The sequence below is a fragment of the Allobosea sp. 05L423 genome, from assembly GCF_056397745.1.
The window spans coordinates 65441-83128 of record NZ_JBFTOA010000001.1 but is presented as its reverse complement, the minus strand read 5'-3'; the positions used below and the strand labels follow the sequence as shown (position 1 = coordinate 83128).

18 protein-coding genes are annotated in these 17688 nt (G+C 66.9%); 8 read left to right on the top strand and 10 right to left on the bottom strand.

The features are described 5' to 3' along the window. Positions 1-167: 167 nt before the first annotated feature. Together fliI and AC1DNE_RS00395 are read left to right on the top strand one after the other, a co-directional pair. Complete coding sequence (gene fliI, locus AC1DNE_RS00400; RefSeq protein ID WP_441469945.1) at positions 168-1514, top strand: flagellar protein export ATPase FliI; 1347 nt, start codon at positions 168-170, stop codon at positions 1512-1514. A gap of 34 nt (positions 1515-1548) precedes the next feature. Beyond that, complete coding sequence (locus tag AC1DNE_RS00395; RefSeq protein ID WP_441469946.1) at positions 1549-1902, top strand: DUF1304 domain-containing protein; 354 nt, start codon at positions 1549-1551, stop codon at positions 1900-1902. 6 nt (positions 1903-1908) lie between these two features. On the opposite strand, the gene AC1DNE_RS00390 is transcribed toward AC1DNE_RS00395, so the two are convergent. Beyond that, a complete protein-coding gene (locus AC1DNE_RS00390) occupies positions 1909-3114 on the bottom strand; it encodes an MFS transporter (protein ID WP_476765002.1) in 1206 nt (401 codons plus the stop codon). A 232-nt stretch (positions 3115-3346) separates the two neighbouring features. Between AC1DNE_RS00390 and fliJ the strand changes: the two genes are divergently transcribed. Beyond that, positions 3347-3751 carry a flagellar export protein FliJ gene (gene fliJ / locus AC1DNE_RS00385; RefSeq protein ID WP_441469948.1) on the top strand — a complete coding sequence of 135 codons (405 nt, stop codon included), beginning with the start codon at positions 3347-3349 and terminating at the stop codon, positions 3749-3751. A 64-nt stretch (positions 3752-3815) separates the two neighbouring features. Here the strand turns inward: fliJ and AC1DNE_RS00380 are convergent, their stop codons facing one another. Further along, positions 3816-4475 (bottom strand): GNAT family N-acetyltransferase, encoded by a 660-nt coding sequence (locus AC1DNE_RS00380; RefSeq protein WP_441469949.1) that lies wholly within the window; start codon positions 4473-4475, stop codon positions 3816-3818. Between the two features lie 31 nt (positions 4476-4506). On the opposite strand from AC1DNE_RS00380, the gene AC1DNE_RS00375 reads away from it, so the two are divergent. From AC1DNE_RS00375 to AC1DNE_RS00365, 3 genes are all read left to right on the top strand, one after another. Continuing rightward, positions 4507-4932 (top strand): hypothetical protein, encoded by a 426-nt coding sequence (locus AC1DNE_RS00375; protein WP_441469950.1) that lies wholly within the window; start codon positions 4507-4509, stop codon positions 4930-4932. Between the two features lie 73 nt (positions 4933-5005). Beyond that, complete coding sequence (copM, locus tag AC1DNE_RS00370; protein ID WP_441469951.1) at positions 5006-5377, top strand: CopM family metallochaperone; 372 nt, start codon at positions 5006-5008, stop codon at positions 5375-5377. Between the two features lie 143 nt (positions 5378-5520). Continuing rightward, the gene (locus AC1DNE_RS00365; RefSeq protein ID WP_441469952.1) at positions 5521-6558 is read left to right on the top strand and encodes a lysylphosphatidylglycerol synthase transmembrane domain-containing protein; all 1038 of its coding nucleotides are present in this window, start codon (positions 5521-5523) and stop codon (positions 6556-6558) included. Between the two features lie 13 nt (positions 6559-6571). Here the strand turns inward: AC1DNE_RS00365 and AC1DNE_RS00360 are convergent, their stop codons facing one another. Both AC1DNE_RS00360 and flhA read right to left on the bottom strand, forming a co-directional pair. Further along, a complete protein-coding gene (locus tag AC1DNE_RS00360; RefSeq protein WP_441469953.1) occupies positions 6572-7483 on the bottom strand; it encodes a DMT family transporter in 912 nt (303 codons plus the stop codon). A gap of 185 nt (positions 7484-7668) precedes the next feature. Beyond that, complete coding sequence (gene flhA / locus AC1DNE_RS00355; protein WP_476765101.1) at positions 7669-9741, bottom strand: flagellar biosynthesis protein FlhA; 2073 nt, start codon at positions 9739-9741, stop codon at positions 7669-7671. Between the two features lie 352 nt (positions 9742-10093). Between flhA and AC1DNE_RS00350 the strand changes: the two genes are divergently transcribed. Together AC1DNE_RS00350 and AC1DNE_RS00345 are read left to right on the top strand one after the other, a co-directional pair. After that, positions 10094-11542, top strand: coding sequence for an MFS transporter (locus tag AC1DNE_RS00350; protein ID WP_441469954.1), 1449 nt, complete (start codon positions 10094-10096; stop codon positions 11540-11542). A gap of 137 nt (positions 11543-11679) precedes the next feature. Then, positions 11680-11991, top strand: coding sequence for a hypothetical protein (locus tag AC1DNE_RS00345; protein ID WP_441469955.1), 312 nt, complete (start codon positions 11680-11682; stop codon positions 11989-11991). Positions 11992-12009: 18 nt separating this feature from the next. Here AC1DNE_RS00345 and flbD read toward each other — a convergent pair whose 3' ends face one another. The 6 genes from flbD to sciP all read right to left on the bottom strand — a co-directional run bounded on the left by flbD (position 12010) and on the right by sciP (position 17642). Continuing rightward, on the bottom strand, positions 12010-13374 hold the full coding sequence (gene flbD / locus AC1DNE_RS00340) for a sigma-54-dependent transcriptional regulator FlbD (protein ID WP_441469956.1): 1365 nt from the start codon (positions 13372-13374) through the stop codon (positions 12010-12012). 44 nt (positions 13375-13418) lie between these two features. Then, a complete protein-coding gene (gene fliN, locus AC1DNE_RS00335) occupies positions 13419-13769 on the bottom strand; it encodes a flagellar motor switch protein FliN (protein ID WP_441469957.1) in 351 nt (116 codons plus the stop codon). Between the two features lie 11 nt (positions 13770-13780). After that, positions 13781-14371: a FliH/SctL family protein gene (locus AC1DNE_RS00330; protein WP_441469958.1), complete on the bottom strand. Its 591-nt coding sequence runs from the start codon at positions 14369-14371 to the stop codon at positions 13781-13783. A 1-nt stretch (position 14372) separates the two neighbouring features. Further along, complete coding sequence (gene fliG / locus AC1DNE_RS00325; protein WP_441469959.1) at positions 14373-15452, bottom strand: flagellar motor switch protein FliG; 1080 nt, start codon at positions 15450-15452, stop codon at positions 14373-14375. 14 nt (positions 15453-15466) lie between these two features. After that, entirely contained in the window at positions 15467-17164 is a 1698-nt protein-coding gene (fliF, locus tag AC1DNE_RS00320; RefSeq protein WP_476765001.1) for a flagellar basal-body MS-ring/collar protein FliF, read from the bottom strand. Between the two features lie 202 nt (positions 17165-17366). Continuing rightward, a complete protein-coding gene (gene sciP, locus AC1DNE_RS00315) occupies positions 17367-17642 on the bottom strand; it encodes a CtrA inhibitor SciP (RefSeq protein ID WP_038359348.1) in 276 nt (91 codons plus the stop codon). Between the last annotated feature and the right edge of the window lie 46 nt (positions 17643-17688).

The window sequence follows — 17688 nt, the reverse complement described above, 5'->3', positions numbered from 1 at the left end:
CAAACGGCCCTGCGACACGCGGCAGCCTCGATCTGCAGTCTTAATCACAGAGCTTAACGGCTGGTAAATGAGCGCAATTTGTTAGGAACCCTTACCAAATCATCCACAGGGGCGATCTGCCGAATATCCCGCTCCTCCTCGCCGACTGGCAAGGACGTCATCGCATCATGAATTCCCCCTCGCACGGCCACGACCGTCTCTCGGCCCTCGCCTCCGCCATCGAGCACATCGAGGGGGTGAGCATCTATGGCCGCGTCATCGGCGTGCGCGGCCTGCTCGTCGAGGTAGCCGGACCGATCAGCGCGATGAGCCTGGGCGGCCGTGTCGGCATCGAGATCGCAGCAGACACCCGCGTTCCCTGCGAGGTCGTCGGCTTCTCGGGCGAGAAGGCGCTGGTGATGCCCTTCGGCGGGCTCGACGGCGTGCGCCGCGGCTGCCCGGTCCATGTCGACCGCGCTCAGCCCGGCCTGCGCCCGACACCCGCCTGGCTCGGCCGCGTCGTCGACGCGCTCGGCCGCCCGGTCGACGGCGGCCCGCCGCTGCCGCAGGGCGATACGCTCTATGCCTTCCGCAACGATCCACCGCCTGCCCATAAGCGGCGCCGCGTCGGCGGGCCGCTCGACCTCGGCGTCCGCGCCCTCAACACCTTCCTGACCTGCTGCATCGGCCAGCGCATGGGCATCTTCGCCGGGTCCGGCGTCGGCAAGTCCGTCCTGCTCTCGATGCTGGCCCGCTACGCCCAGGCCGACGTCAACATCATCGGCCTCGTCGGGGAGCGTGGCCGCGAGGTGCAGGAGTTCCTGCAGGAGGATCTCGGACCGCAGGGGCTCGCCCGCTCGATCGTCGTCGTCGCCACGTCGGACGAACCTGCGCTGATGCGCAAGCAGGCGGCGCTGACCACGCTGACGCTGGCCGAGTATTTCCGCGATCGCGGCCTGCAGGTGATGTGCCTGATGGATTCGGTGACCCGCTTCGCCATGGCGATGCGCGAGATCGGCCTGGCGGCAGGCGAGCCACCAACGACCAAGGGCTACACCCCGACCGTCTTCGCCGAGCTGCCACGACTGCTGGAACGCGCCGGCCCCGGCACCGAGGACGGCGCGATCACCGGGCTCTTCACCGTGCTGGTCGACGGCGGCGACCATGACGAGCCGGTCGCGGACGCGGTGCGCGGCATCCTCGACGGCCATATCGTCATGGAGCGCTCCATCGCCGAGCGCGGCCGCTACCCGGCCGTCAACATCCTGAAATCGGTCTCGCGAACCATGCCGCGCTCCTGCGATCCTGCCTATTACCCGGTCGTGCAGAAGGCCCGCGCCACGCTTGCGACCTATGCCGACATGGAGGAGTTGATCCGGCTCGGCGCCTATCGCCAGGGCGCGTCCGCGGAGGTCGACGAGGCGATCCGCCTGCACCCGGCACTCGAAGCCTTCCTCAAGCAGTCGAAGGACGACGCGACACCGCTGCCCGAATGCTATCAGCGCCTCCACGCGATCATCAGCGGCAGCCTGTGACTCCGGCTCAGCCTCTCCACGGGATGCCCCATCGATGATCGCCTCGGCTCTGATTGGCCTCGTTGCCCTCATCCACATCTACATCGTCATTCTGGAGATGTGGCTGTGGGATACGCCGCACGGCCACAAGGCTTTCGGACTGACGCCCGAATTCGCGGCGCGCTCCAAGGTGCTGGCGGCCAATCAGGGGCTCTATAACGGCTTCCTCGTGGCCGGCCTGGCCTGGGGGCTCTGGCTCGGCGCCGCGGGCTTCGCGATCAAGCTGTTCTTTCTGGCTTGCGTCGTCGTCGCCGGCCTCTTCGGCGCGGCCACCGCAAGCCGCAAGATCCTCTACATCCAGGCTCTGCCGGCGGCCCTCGCCATCCTGGCCCTGCTGGCGGGCGTCTGAAACGTTTCAGGCCCGCGCCATCATCCTCACCAGAGCGAACATCGCGGCGAACCCCACCGCCTGGATCGCGGCGGAAACGATCAGCGTCAGGTCGGCACCGAGCCGCTCGACCATCACCGCGAAAAGCAGCGGCGCGGCGGCGAAGGCCATATTCTGCGGCACGGTGAGCTTGCCCAGCATGGCGGCGAAGCCGTTGCGGCCGAACAGGGCGAGCGGCAGCGTAGCCCGCGCCACCGAAATCACGCCGAGCGCAGCGCTGAACAGCATGACGAAACCCGCCGCCGCACCGATCGTCATCGGAACGAAGGGCAGCACCAGGCACAGCGCTGGCCCCAGCAGCAGGCCGAGCAGCGCGGTCTTCTCCGCCGGCAGGCGCTCGCCGACCGTAGCATCGATGGCGCGCGCCGCGATCGTCGCCGGCCCGCTCAACGTCGCGATCCAGACGGCCTCCCCCTGCGTCAGCCCCGCCTCCTGGAACAAGGTGATCAGGTGCAGCGGCAGCCCCCAGGACACCAGCCCGCTCGCCGAGAAGGCAAGCGCGACGAGCCAGAAGGCAGCCTTGCGGGAAGAGGAGGGAACGCGCCCATCCTCGCCCGCAGAGGGAGCCCCGGCCACCTTCGCCGCCGGCTGCACGGGCCGTAAGCGGGGCACCGCGGCATAGATCGGCAGCACGATCACGATCTGCATCGCCGCGAAGACGAGCACGGTGATGCGCCAGCCGAAAGCCCCCATCAGAACCGCGGTCAACGGCCAGAACACGCTGGAGGCAAGCCCCGTCACCAGCATCATCAATCCGATGACGCGACGGGTCCGCTCGCCCATCAGCTGCGCGATCGCGACGTTGCCGACATTGGCGAGCGACATCGCATGTCCCAGCCCGATGACGAACCAGCTCGCGAGGTAGCTGACCGGCCCCTGTGCGGTGGCGAGAACGGCAAGGCCGAGCGCGCAGATGACAGCGCCGACGCACATCGAGCGGCGCGTGCCTTCCCGATCGAGATGACGGCCGATCGCCGGGGCGACCAGCGCGCCTGTGATCAGCAGAATGGTGATACCTCCGAAAACGATCTCGGCATTGAGGCCGAGATCGCGGTCAAGCGCGCCGACCAGCACCGAAGGCGAATAGAAGGTCGAGCCCCAGCCGATGATGCGCGTGAGGGCGAGGCCGAAAAGCAGGGGGCCGTGCCCGCCGAAACGAGGAAAGGCAGCCAAGTCAGGAAATCCGCTGATAACGGGCCGAACGGCCGCTGGCTCAGTGAGTAGATCATCGCGACAGGCTGCGGCAGGAGCCGGGACGCGGCTTGAGCATGCAGAAAAAGCAGCCCGTCTCGGTAAGGAAAGGTCAACCTCCTTGCGCCATGCTGCGGCACGTCTCGCGGATGGAGTTCAGACCCGCGCCGAGGGGTCGGCAGAGGTCAATGCGTAATCAGGAGTTGGAAACGACATGAAGTCGCGAGAGACCCTTCTGCGGTTGAAGCGCTTTCAGGTGGACGAGAAACGTCGCCGGGTTAGCCAGATCGAGATGATGATCGCCGACTTCCACAGGATGGCGAACGATCTCGATCGGGAAATCCAGGCCGAGGAAGCCCGCGCCGGCATCACCGACTCGTCTCACTTCGCCTACCCGACCTATGCCAAGGCGGCTCTGGGTCGGCGCGACAACCTGCGCCAGTCGGCCGACAATCTGAAGGGCCAGCTCGACGAGGCCAAGGCCGAGCTGCAGGAAGCCTTCGAGGACATGAAGAAGGTCGAGATTCTCGATGATCGCGAACGCGCCACCGAGCGCGCCGCTGAAGCCGCACGCGATCAGGCGACGATGGACGCGATCGGGCTGCGCTCTCGCGCCTGACCCGCTGCAAGAATTTCCAGGAGTTTCAGTGAGAGGGCGGCGTCTTCCGGACGCCGCCCTTTTCTCATGCAATGACGGGATGGTGCGCAACGGCGTCGCGGCGCAGCTTGCCCGTCAGGCGCGGGTCGTCGTCGACCTCGATCCCGCGCTTGAACACCGTGAAGCCCGAGCGCCGATAGAAGCCGAGCGCCGCCGGGTGATCGAGCGTGCAGGTATGCACCCAGAAGCGCGAGATCGGCCTCGTCCAGGCCAGTTCCAGCGCCCGGTTCATCAGCCAGCGGCCGGCCCCCTTCCCGACGACGGGCTCATCGAGCCCGAAGAAGGCGAGCTCCCCCTCCCCCGGGACGCGGAAGTCCAGCTCGAGCAGGCCGACATCCTGCCCGTCGAAGCAGGCTGCATAGATCGCGACGGCCGGATCCGAGAAGATCGGTTCGAGCTCCGCGCGCGGCGCGACCAACCGGCTGAACCACATCCAGCGTTCGCCAAGCTGACGATAGATGCGCAGATAGCGATCGATGTCGGAGCGCTCGATAGGGTCGAGCGAGAACCCCTCGGTTCCCGGCGGATCGGCCCGCTCCGGCGGTCGTTCGAACATCTCCAGCGATGTCACGATCGCCGCGACCTTGCCGGGCGGCAGGTCGGTCGTTCCGGTCAGGGTGATGGTCAGGCTCTGGGACATGGAAGGCAGATCGAGCTCGAAAGAGTGAATCTTCGCCGCGATCATGACATGATCCGGTCCGAAAGATCATCGCGTAATGACGCATGCCCCGCGTGACATCACCAACGGAATGAGGCGCCGGCCACACCGCGGCCGCGGCGCCGGCTGGCTGTTCGCGCTGCTGGTGATGTGCTTCGCGGTGCTGCCGCATATTACGCTGGCGGCGTCGGCGATGCGCATGCCGATGCCCGCATCGTCGCAACACGGCGCGGCCGCGCGGCCGGGTGCCGGCGAACGGACCGACGCCCCTGCTCCGTGTCACGAGTCCATGCCGGCAGAGCATCCGGCTTCCACTGCGCCCCTTTGCTGCATCATCGGCTGCGGCCTGATCGCGCAGGCGCCGGCAGCCCCCTCGCTGCCGGTCATGATCGCCTGGTCGCCCACTCATCCGTCGATCGTGATGCTCTCCCGGGGCCTGTCCATCGAGCCGGCAGAGCGCCCGCCGCGATCCCTGTCGATCTGAGCTGAGATTCCCGCGGATCATGACGCCGCTTTCCGGCGCGATCCGCATTTTCCATCGATCAAGGACAAGACTGATGAATCGTACCGCCATCGCACTGGCAGCCATTCTCGCAGCCGGCACGCTCGGCAACGCCGCGCAGGCGCAGCAGCAGCACAACCACGGTGCTCCCGCAGCCAAGACGGCAACCGAGAATGCATCGACCAAGGCCTATAGGGAGGCCAACGCGAAGATGCATAAGGACATGGACATCCCCTATTCCGGCGATGCCGATGCCGATTTCGTCCGCGGCATGATCCCGCACCATCAGGGCGCGATCGACATGGCGCGCATCGTGCTGGCCCACGGCAAGGACCCGGAGATCCGCAAACTTGCCGAGAGCGTCATCCGCGACCAGGAGAAGGAGGTCGCGATGATGCAGGACTGGCTGAAGAAGAACGGCAAATAACCCAGCCCGGCGCGGGGGCAGGCGTCTTCGGACGCTTGCCCTTGCCCCCACACGCTGGCACAGAGAACGACAGGTTCGCGCCGCAGCGGTGACGACGTGGGCCGCCCCGCCATCCGTCACCAATTCCCACCCCCGCGGCCTGTATGAAACGTTATCTCGACTACCTCTGGCCGATCATCGGGCTCGTCGCGGTGGTCTGGTCGGTTGAACTTCTCTGGGGCAAGCTCAAGGCCGAAGCCGGCTCCGACGCCGCGATCGAAGCGCTGCTCGCAGACGCCAGCCTCTGGCAGAGCATCAAGATCATCTCCCAGCGCATCGGCCACAAGATCGCGGTCATCCCGCCCGAGGCCTTCTTCCACGCCGCGCTCGCGACGCTCGTCGCCTACGCCGCCCTCGCCTGGTACGACCGGATCGCCCTGATCCATCTCGGCAAGGAGAAGGGCATCTCCTGGTTCTATATCTCGCTCTGCTCCTTCGTGACCTACGCTCTCTCGCACAATATCGGCGCCTCGGTCTTCTCGGGCGGCATGGTGCGCTACCGGGCCTATACGGCGAAGGGCCTCACGGCCGCCGAGGTGGCCGTTCTCGTCGCGCTCTGCTCCTTCACCTTCGCCTTCGGCACGATCTTCCTGATGGGTCTCGTGCTGCTCTACGAACCGCAAATCCTGCATCCGCTGGAGCGGATGTCGAAATGGTTCGCGATCAGCGACGGCACCGCGCGCATGATCGGCGTCGGCATGCTCGCCTTCGTCGCGCTCTACACGATCGGCTCCTGGCTGCGCTTCAGGCCGCTGAAGATCGGCAAGTTCGAGATCATCTATCCGCGCCTGCCGATCGTCTTCAGGCAATACCTCGCCGCCCCGCTCGAGCTGGCAGGCGCGGCCGGCATCATCTATTTCGCGCTGCCGGAACAGGGCAATCCCGGCTTCCTGATCGTGCTCGGCGCCTTCCTGCTCTCCTTCTCGGCCGGGCTGCTCAGCCAGGTTCCGGGCGGCGTCGGCGTGATGGAGGCGGTCTTCCTTGCCGTCATGCCAGGCGTGCCGGCGCCGGCGGTCTTCGCCGCGCTGCTGATCTGGCGGCTGTTCTATCTCATCCTGCCGCTGGTGTTCTCGCTGCCGATCGTGCTGGCCTTCGAGCGCGCGCAGCTCAAGCGCAGCACCCGTATCGCCCCGCCGCCCTGAGCGTGGCGGCCGATCAGGCCTTGGCAGGCTTGGCCGATGGCCGCTTGAGCGCAATCGCGGCGGCTCCGAACATCAACAGCGCGCCGGTTGCCTCCGACCAGCCGAAAGGCTCGTGCAAGGCCACGACGCCGACCGCGACGGCGATCGCCGGGCTGATGAAGGCGTAGAGACCGGCCCTGAACGCGCCCCAGTCACGCAGGAGCCGCATATAGATGGTGAAGCCCATCAGCGAGCCGCCAATGACGAGGAACACGACGGCGGGCAGAACCGGCCACTGCACCAGCATCGCCAGATCGGCATAGCCAACCCGCTCGAGGCTGAGCGAGACCGCCGTGAGCCCGATGCCACCGATCAATGTCTGCCAGCCGGCGAGCGTCAGCGTCGGCATCGATCCCGCGATCGGGCGCGCCAGCACGGCACCGACGCAGTAGAGCAAGGTTCCGGCGGCCACGGCTGCAAGCCCCCAAGCCTCGAACGGATCGCCCTGCGCCACTGACAGCCCGCCGAGCGCGCGCGTCGCGAACAGGAAGCCGAGGCCGACCGTGCCGAGCCCGATCGCCGCGAGCTTGCGCCCGTCGATGCGCTCGCCCTCGAAGGCGCGGCTCGCCAGCAAGGTGAAGATCGGGATCGTCGCGAAATTGACGATGGCAGCGAGCCCGCTCGGCGCATGCGCCGTGCCCCAGAACAGCAGGGTGTAGTTGCCGGTGTTGAGCAGCAGCGCCGTGCCGATCAATCGCGGCCAGGCGTCGCGCGGCACCTTCGGCACATCGCGCCCGGCCCAGAGCAGCATCAGGAGCCCGGCAATGGTGAAGCGCGCCGCCGCCAGGAAGACCGGCGGCACATGCGATGCCCCGACCTTGACCGGCAGCCAGGTCAGCCCCCAGACGAGACACATGACGGCGAAGAGGGCGGCGTTGCGCGACATCGCCTTCGCTTAGCCGCAGCTTATGGCGCTGACCATTGCGCCGCAGGCATCGGCCCCCCGTGGAAAGCGGAGGCGCGGCGTCCGGGCTCGACCGAATTGTCAGCTCTCATCCTGAGGAGCGATCCGGAGGATCGCGTCTCGAAGGATGAGGGCTCGCCGAGGCGGCTGAACGATCTCCAAGGCCGTCAGACGCTGCCGACAGTCTTCAGCCGCACCCGCGGATGGATCTCCGCCTGCGACAGCACCGGCGTCTCGCGCCGGAAGCGCTCGATGATCTGGCGCGCGAAGGGCCGCGCCATGGCGGAGGTGACGAGCGCGGGCATCTCGCCGATGCGCGCAGCGTCCTCGAACTTGTCGCGGACGTGATGCACGAACTCCTGCAGTCGCGAGGGCTGCATGGCGAGGTGCCTGTCCTCGCCCTGGCCGATGACGGACTCGGCGAAAACGCCCTCCCAGGCCGGCGACAGCGTGATGATCGGCAGCACGCCGTGCTGATTTGAGAACTGGGCGCAGATCTGGCGCGCCAGCCGGGCGCGGACATGCTCGGCCATGTCGCGCGGGCTCCGGACGCTGGCCGAGACTTCGGCGATCCCTTCGATGATGGTCGGCAGGTCGCGGATCGAGATGCGCTCGGAGAGCAGCAGCTGGAGCACCCGCTGGATGCCGGTGGTCGAAATCTGGCTCGGCACGATCTCCTTGACGAGGTCGGCATGGTCCTTCGGCAGCTCGCGCAGCAGCTTCTGCACCTCACCATGAGAGAGCAGTTCCGGCATGTTCGACTTCAGCACTTCCGTCAGATGCGTCGAGATCACGGTGGCTGCGTCGACGACCGTGTAGCCGCGCAATTGCGCCTCGTCCTGCAGCGCGCCGTCGATCCAGGTCGCCGGCAGCCCGAAAGTCGGCTCCAGAACGTTGTGGCCGGGCAGGTTCACCGAGCCGCCCATCGGATCCATCGCCATATACTGGCCGGCATAGACGATGCCATGGCCGGCATCGATCTCCTTGATCTTGATGTAGTAGTGGTTCGCCTCGAGCTGGACGTTGTCGACGATGCGAACCGCCGGCATGACGAAGCCGAGCTCGGCCGCGAGCTGCCGGCGCAGCGCCCGCACCTGGTCGGTCAGCCTGTCCTGCCCGCCCGCAGCATTGACCAGCGGCAAGAGCCCGTAGCCGATCTCGATCTTGAGCTCATCCATCTTGAGCAGGTCGTTCAGCGTCTCCTCGCGCGGCGAGCCGTCGGCCGCCAGCGCCGTGCCGGACTGCGCCGTGCCGGCGAGCGCCTGCTCGGCCTCGCGCGCCTTGGCGGCTTGGCCGAAGCGGCGGGCGAGGAAGCCCGCGCCACCCGCCAGCAGCAGGAAGGGCAGCATGGGGATGCCGGGCAGCAACGCGATCAGCAGCATCACCGCCGCCGACATGCCGAGCGCCTTGGGATAGCCGGAGAGCTGCTTGCCGAGCGCCTTGTCGGCGGCGCCGCGCACGCCCGCCTTCGAGACCAGCAGGCCCGCCGCGGTCGAGACGATCAGCGCCGGGATCTGGCTGACGAGACCGTCGCCGACCGTGAGCTGGGTGTAGTTGTGCGCGGCGTCGCCGAAGCTCAGCCCCTGCTGCGCCACGCCGATGATGATGCCGCCGAGCACGTTGATGAAGGTGATCAGCAGACCGGCGATGGCGTCGCCGCGCACGAATTTCGAAGCGCCGTCCATCGAGCCGAAGAAGGAGGATTCGTCCTCCAGCGCCTTGCGGCGGACCTTGGCCGTCTCCTGGTCGATCAGGCCGGCCGAGAGATCGGCATCGATCGCCATCTGCTTGCCGGGCATGGCGTCGAGGGTGAAGCGGGCCGCGACCTCGGCGATGCGGCCCGAACCCTTGGTGATGACGACGAAATTCACGATGATCAGGATGGCGAAGACGATCACCCCGATCACGAAATTGCCGCTCATCACGAAGCCGGCGAAGGCTTCGATGACGTGGCCCGCCGCCGAAGTGCCCTCGTGGCCGTGCGCGAGGATGAGGCGCGTCGAGGCCAGGTTCAGCGCCAGCCGGAACATGGTGACGATCAGCAGCACGGTCGGAAAGGCGGAGAACTCCAGCGGCTCCTCGATGAAGAGCGCGGTCATCAGCACGAGCACCGACAGGATGATCGAGAGCGCCAGCATCAGGTCGAGCAGCACCGCCGGCATCGGGAAGATGAGCACCACCAGGATGCCCATGACGCCGATCGCAAGGAACAGGTCCGGCCGATTGAGCAGCTTTCCCATCGCGCCGCGATCAGGAATGCTGAACCCTCTTCCCTGCCCCGCCGTCACATCGGTCATCGACCGCTCCGCCCGCCCTATGCCCGCCCATGGCCGGCCAGCGCTCCGAAGCGGAGCGCAACCCGGCAATTCTTGCCGGGTTCATGGTGAATGAATGGTTAAGCCAGGCTTCAGGCACCTGTCCCTGAATGCTTCACCGGAACCTTCGCGGACACGGATCGTTTGCGTCTCGAGCCAACGCGCACCGGCTCGCCGATGTCACGCGACGTCATTCACGCACCGGCAGCTCTCCCCCGCCGGCACTTGCCCATCTCAAAGCGCCGCAAGAGCGCCGTTCATTCGTCGGGGACAACCCGTGCAGCATGCTCAACCGCAGGGAGCGGAACGCCCCATCGTCGAGACCGATGTTCCCGCCCGTCTCGACCGGCTTCCCTGGTCACGCTTCCACACGCTCGTCGTCGTTGGGCTCGGCATTACCTGGATTCTCGACGGGCTCGAGGTCACGCTCGCGGGCTCCGTTTCGGGGGCACTGAAAGAAAGCCCGGTCCTCGGATTCACCAACACGGAGATCGGCCTTGCGGGCGCAGCCTACATTGCCGGCGCGGTGCTCGGTGCCGTCTTCTTCGGCTGGCTGACGGACCGTCTCGGTCGCAAGAAGCTCTTCACGATTACGGTCCTCGTCTATCTCTCCGCCACGGCCGCGACCGCCCTTTCCTGGAACGTCGCGAGCTTCATCGCCTTCCGTTTCCTGACCGGCATGGGCATCGGCGGAGAATACACAGCGATCAACTCCACCATTCAGGAGCTCATCCCGGCGCGTGTGCGCGGCTGGACCGACCTCGTCATCAACGGCTCGTTCTGGCTTGGCGCGGTACTGGGTGCGCTCGGCGCCATCGTCCTGCTCGACCCGGCCCGGATCAACCCGGAATATGGCTGGCGCCTCGCCTTCTTCATCGGCGCCGCACTGGGCCTCGTCATCCTGATCCTGCGGCACTGGATTCCGGAGAGCCCGCGCTGGCTGATCAGCCACGGCCATCCGGAGCGCGCCGCCGCCATCGTTGCCGATATCGAGCGCCGCGCCGGCTTCGTCGCACCGGCAAGGGAAGTTCTGATGCGTACCCGGCTGCGGCCGCGGGCTAAGACGCCGCTCGGCGAGGTGTTCCACGCGCTCTTCGTGGTCCATCGCGAGCGGGCGCTCGTCGGCCTTTCGCTCATGCTGTCGCAGGCCTTCTTCTACAACGCCATCTTCTTCACCTATGCGCTGATCCTGACCGATTTCTACAGCGTACCTTCCCAGCAGATCGGCTGGTTCATCCTGCCCTTCGCGGCCGGCAACTTCCTCGGGCCGTTGCTGATCGGCCGGCTGTTCGACACGATCGGCCGGCGCGTGATGATCGCAGCGACCTATGCCCTGTCCGCGCTGCTGCTGACAGGCACCGGCTATCTCTTCTGGAAGGACGTGCTCACCGCCTCGCAGCTTACCTTGTGCTGGAGCGTCGTCTTCTTCTTCGCCTCCGCCGCGGCGAGCTCGGCCTATCTCACGGTTTCGGAGACCTTCCCGGTCGAGATGCGCGCGCTCGCCATCGCCGTGTTCTACGCGGTCGGCACCGGCGCTGGCGGCATCGCCGGCCCCTGGCTCTTCGGCATCCTGATCGACACCGGCTCGCGCGGCAGCGTCTTCGCCGGCTATCTGCTCGGCGCGGCGCTGATGCTTGGGGCAGCCGTGATCGCAGCCCGCTTCGCCATTCGGGCCGAATGTCAGCCGCTCGAAAGCGTCGCGCGCCCGCTCAACGCGGTGGACTGATCGCGCTGCCCGCGTAACCATAGCGCCGGAAAGCGGGCCCAATGGAACAAAGCATCATTTAAATGCATTACTCGTGACCGGCATTCCGGCTCTAAGAATGCTCGGTAAGATGTGGTGACAGCAGCCTGGAGGTCATTGTGGACAGACGCTCATTCCTGATGACGCTGGTTGGGGGCTTTGCCGCCGCCGGCATGGGCGGCATCGCCGCCGCAGAAGCGGCCCAGCCGAAGCCGGCCCTGAAGCCGGAAGCCGAGCCCGCCCAGGGCGATGAGGCGGTCCCGGCCGAAATGAAGGAGGCGCTGGACAAGACCGACGCCGAGTTCAGCCAGTACTATTATTATCGCCGCCCGCGCTACTATGCCCGACCGCGCTATTATGCCCGGCCGCGCTACTACTATCGGCCCCGCTATTACGCCAGGCCGCGCTACTATCGCCGGCGCTACTACTGATAAGCCGCCGCTTACGGGTCAGGCCGCGCTGATGCGCGTCTGACCCGGCTCCGCCACGGTGATGCCGGCGGAGGTATATTCGCTGAGCTTGTTGCGCAGGGTGCGGATCGAGATCCCCAGGATCTTGGCCGCATGCGTGCGGTTGCCGAGGCAATGGTCGAGCGTATCGAGGATCAGCTCGCGCTCGACATCCGCGACGGTGTTCCCCACCAGCGACCGGGTCATCGCTTCCGCAGTCTGCGCCGCCCGCGCGGCCGGATCACGCGCAGGCGCCGAAGAAAGGACCTCGCCTTCCGGCGTCATCACGGCATTGGCGGCGATCTCCGGCCCGCTCGCCAGCAGCACCGCCCGGTGCATCGTGTTTTCCAGTTCGCGGACGTTGCCGCGCCAGGCATTGGCGAGCAGCAGCTTGCGCGCATCGGCGGCGATCGGCCGGGGCGGCAAGCCGTTGAGCTCCGCATATTTCTTCGCGAAATGCTCGGCCAGCGCCAGGACGTCGCCCGGCCGTTCGCGCAGCGCCGGCAGGCGCAGATGCACCACATTCAGGCGATAGAGCAGATCCTCGCGAAACAGGCCGTCGCGCACCGCATCGGCGAGGTTGCGGTTGGACGTGGCGATGATGCGGATATCGACCTTGACCGGCTGCGTGCCGCCGACGCGATCGATCATCCTCTCCTGCAGGGCGCGCAGCAACTTGGCCTGCAGGCGCACATCCATCTCGGAGATCTCGTCGAGCAGCAGCGTGCCGCCATTGGCCTCCTCGAACTTGCCGATGCGCCGGGCGATGGCGCCGGTGAAGGCGCCCTTCTCATGGCCGAACAGCTCGGATTCGAGCAGGTTGTCGGGGATGGCCGCGCAGTTGACCGCGACGAAAGCCCGGTCCTTCCGCCCCGACTTCTGATGCAGATGGCGCGCGATCACCTCCTTGCCGGTGCCGCTCTCGCCGGTGACGAGGACCGGCGCTTCCGAACGCGCGATCTGCGAGGCGAGCTGGACGACACGCTCCATCGCCGGGTCACGCCAGATCAGGCTGGTCTGGTCGGCCGCGACCGCTTCCAGCACCGCGGCGATCAGCTCCGGATCGGGCGGCAGCGGAACATATTCGCGTGCGCCGGCCTGGATCGCCGCGACGGCCGCGCGCGCATCCGTCGAGGTGCCGCAGGCGATGATCGGCGTGCGGATGCGCTCGGCCTCCAACGCGGCGACATAGGCCGCGATCGGCTGCACGACGTCGATCATGAGCAGGTCGGCGCCCTTGGCGCGCAGCACTGCGAGCGTCTGGTCGAGCCCTTCGGTGTGGGTCACGGCCGCTCCGTGCGACATCGCGATCTTGGCCGCGGCGATGATCTGTCCCTTGAGACCGCCGGCGATGATGAGGCGCATGGCTCAGGTCCTTCTGTTCTTGGTCACGATGACGGGGCCGGCTCTCACCGGTCCGCCTTGATGATTTCGGTCATGGTCACGCCGAGCCGGTCCTCGACGACGACGACTTCGCCGCGTGCCACCAGCCGCTCGTTGACGAAGATGTCGATCGCCTCGCCGACGCGCCGGTCGAGTTCCAGAACCGCGCCCGGCACGATCTGGAGAAGGTCGCCCACCGCGACCTTCGAGGAACCGAGCACGGCCGAGACCGTGACCGGCACGTCGAAGACCTGTTCCAGATCTTCGGCCGTCTTGACCGGGACAGGGCCCGACCGCGCGACAGAGGCCTGGTTCTGGTCGAAGGACAGGTCGGCCTGGTTCAGCGGCGGCAGGTTGAGGTCACGCTCCTGGCTCATGGCTCAGACTTTCATGGTTGCGCCTGGTCATGGCCGAACACGCGGGCAACCGCCTGTTCGACCAGAGCCGAAAGCTGCTGGCTGTCGAGGACGAAACCGCCCTCGGCCCATTCGATGCGCCCGTCGCCGGGCGCGATGTCGGCTTGTCCGAGCACGATCAGCTTTCCGGCAAAGCCGTGCTCGGCCGCGAGCTTGCGGGTCAGTTCCTCCGCCTGCTCGACCATCGCCTCATTGACGCGCAGGACGAGATGCGGCGCCGTCCGGGCATGGTTCAGGCATTCGCGCACGGCTCCCGCCAGCGCCGCCATCGGCTTCTCCGCCAGGGCAGCGCCCGCCAGAGCCTTCGCCGTCACAAGCGCGACATGCGCCGCATGCTCCTCGATCGCCGCGGCCCGCGCCGCTTCCTGTGCGAAGAGCCGCTCAGCGGAGCGGGCGAGCTGCCCGGTCAGGCCGGCGAGCTGGGTCTGCGCCTCCCGATGCGCCTGCTCCTGCCCCGCGCGGAACCCCTCGGCCCGCGCCGCAGCGAGATCGGCTTCGCCGGCCGCCTTGCGGCCGCCTTCGCGGAAATCCGTCCCGAACAGGAATTTCGTCGCGGAAGTCATTTCAATACACCAGTTCGTCGTCGGCATTGCCCTTGGACAGGATGATCTCGCCCTTCTCCGCCAGATCCTTCGTCAGCTGGACCAGCTTGGTCTGGGCCTCGTCGACCTCCTTGAGCCGCAGCGGCCCCAGACCTTCCATGTCGTCCTGCATGTTCTTCGCGGCGCGCTGCGACATGGCGCCGTAGAAGAAGTCGCGCATCGATTGGCTCGCCCCCTTCAACGCGCGCGCCAGCGTGTCCTTGTCGGCCTGGCGCATCAGCGTTTGCAGCCCGGCAGGGTCGAGCTTGCCCAGATCCTCGAAGGTGAACATGAGCGCCCGGATGCGCTCGGCCGATTCCTGGTTCGAAGCGTCGAGCGCCGAGAGGAAGCGGATCTCCGTCTGCCGGTCGAAACCGTTGAAGATCTCGGCCATCATCTCATGCGGATCGCGCCGGCGCGTCTGGGTCAGCGTCGAAACGAACTCGGTCCGCAAGGTGTTCTCGATGTGATCGAGTGCCTCCTTCTGCACCGATTCGAGCCGCAGCATGCGACCGACCACCTCGATCGACAGGTCGTTCGGCAGGTTGCGCAGCACGTTCGCGGAATGGTCGGGCCGGATTTTCGACAGGATCACGGCGATCGTCTGCGGGTATTCGTTCTTGAGGAAATTCGCGAGCACCACCGCGTCGATGTTGCCGAGCTTCTGCCACATGTTGCGGCCGGCAGGCCCCCGGATCTCCTCCATGATCAGCGCCACCTGATCCGTCGGCAGGATCTTCTCGAGCAGCGAGATCGTGCGGTCGAAGGAGCCCGTGATGGCGCCGGCGCTCGAGAGCTTGCCGACGAAATCGAGCATCAGGCGCTCGACCTCGTCCGCATCGACAGTGCCGAGCTCGGCCATGGCGCGCGTGATGATCCGGATCTCGTCGTCGTCGAACTGCTGCCAGATGGCGCGGCCGTGATCCTCGCCCAGCACCAGCAGGATGACGGCGGCGCGCTGCGGGCCGCTCATCTCGGCGACCGTTGTCACGCCGAAGCCGCCGCCCTCGATGGCGTCATCGAGGGAAGTGCCGCGCGTTGCGATGGATCGGTTCTCGGCCATGGTTCAGCGCCCCGTCACGCCGGGACTTTCTCGTGGATCCAGCTGCGCAGCACCGCGACCGAGTCGGCCGGGTTCTGCGCGACCAGCGCCCCGATCTTTTCCACCGACTGCGCCTTGAGCTGTCCCTTGACCTGCGCGACGGCGAGCATTCGCTCGGACGGCATCTCGACCTCGGCCTGCAGCACCTCCCCATTGGGCCCGACCGTGGCAAGGGCACGGCCGGAAGCACCGGCCGGATCGCCCGTCGCCGCATCCGGCCCGGCCAGCACCGCACCATTGCGCATGAAGGACGGGATCGCGCGGACATTGCTGTTGTCGGAAGCCAGCACCTGCTTCAGCAGCGGCCGCACCACGGTCATCAGCACGATCAGCGTCAGCAGCGAGATCACGCCGAGCTCGGCGAAGCGGACGAGATCCTCCCGGGAGAAGGATAGCAGCTGCTGCATCAGCGTCTGCTCGGTCAGGTCGTTCGGCGGCGGGGGCGCCTCGGCGAAGCGCAGGTTGACCACTTCGACCTTGTCGCCGCGGCCCTGATCGAAACCGACGGCGGTCCGCACCAGCTCGCCGATACGCTCGAGCTCCTCAGCGTTGCGCGGCTGATAGGAAAGCTCGCCGGCCGGGCTGCGGCTGTAGTTGCCATCGATGAGAACGGCGACCGAGAGCTTCTTGACCCGTCCGCCTTCCAGCACCTCGGTGCGGGTCGTGCGCGAGATCTCGTAGTTGGCCACCTCCTCGTTCTTCGAGGAATTCTCGCGCTGGGCCTGTTGCGCGCCTTGCGTCTGCTGGGCACCGGGCAGCTCGTTGCCGACCGTGACCGCGCCGTTGCCGCCCTCGTTCGTCGTCGATGCCTCAGTGCGGTTCTGGCTGGAGCGCAGGACACGGCTTTCCGGGTCGAAGCTTTCGGAGCGGCTCTCGACGCGATTGGTGTCGAGCGCCGCGGAAACCTGCACGCGCGCCCGGCCGTAGCCGACGACGCTGGCGACGATATCCTCGACCTGCGACTTGATGCGCTTCTCGATCGCGGTCTGGCGCTCCTCGATGCCGAGGCCGATCAGGCCCTGGTCGCTCTGCGCGCCATCGGCGAGCAGGCGGCCACGCTCGTCGACGATCGAGACGCGCTCGGGCTTCAGCCCGTCGACGGCCGAGGCGACGAGGTGGCGCACGGCGCGGACCTGCGCGGCATCCAGGTCACCGGCGAGCTTGAGCGCGATCGAGGCTCGCGGCGGCTCGCGGTCGCGCTCGAACAGCCGCCGCTCGGGGATCACGAGATGCACGCGCGCCGCCTGCACCCGGCTGATAGAGCGGATCGAGCGGGAGAGCTCGCCTTCGAGCGCACGCAGATGGTTGATGTTCTGGACGAAGCTGGTCGAGGAGAAGGCGTCGCCCTTGTCGAAGATCTCGTAGCCCACGCCGCCGCCGGCCGGGATGCCCTTGCCGGCCAGGTCGAGCCGCAAGCGCGGCACGTCGACCTTGGGCACGAGCACGGTCTGGCCGTCGCCGCGCAGCTCGTATTTGATGCCGCGCGTGTCGAGATCCTTGAGGATCGCGCTGACATCCTGGCCGGAGAGATCCGTGAACAGCACGCTCATCGCCGGCTGGGACATCTTCAGCATCACGAAGCCGAAGAAGCCGACAAGCGCCAGCGTCACTGCCAGCATGGCCGCCAGCCGCGCCGCGCCGAATTTGGCGAATTGCTCGATCAGGCCGTTCACGCCGCCATCCGCTCCACAGAATCGAAGGGGCGACGCACTCGCCCCGGCCCACTAGGCAAGTTTTTCCCAGTGCATGGTTAGCGGTCCGTTAATTTTTCGGAGTGGGCTGTTAAACTTTCGATGCGGACATGCCGCGCAAACGCGAAAGGCGCCGGTCCTGACCGGACCGACGCCATTGAATACAAACGAAATTATCCGCGGCTTACTGACGGTAGTGCTGGATCCGGGTCGTCCGCAGTCCAGCGAGGCCATGCTGGTCGATCGACATCTGCCAGCTCAGGAACTCATCAACCGTCAACGTGTAGCGCTGACAGGCTTCCTCAAGGCTGAGCAGGCCGCCGCGCACTGCGGCCACCACCTCTGCCTTCCGCCGGATGACCCAGCGCCTTGTATTCATCGGCGGAAGGTCCGCGATCGTCAGCGGACTTCCGTCCGGTCCGATCACGTACTTCACCCGCGGTCGCAATGGCTCGGTCATGGTACTCTCACACAACTCAACAGAGCTACTGAGGGCAGCATAGTAG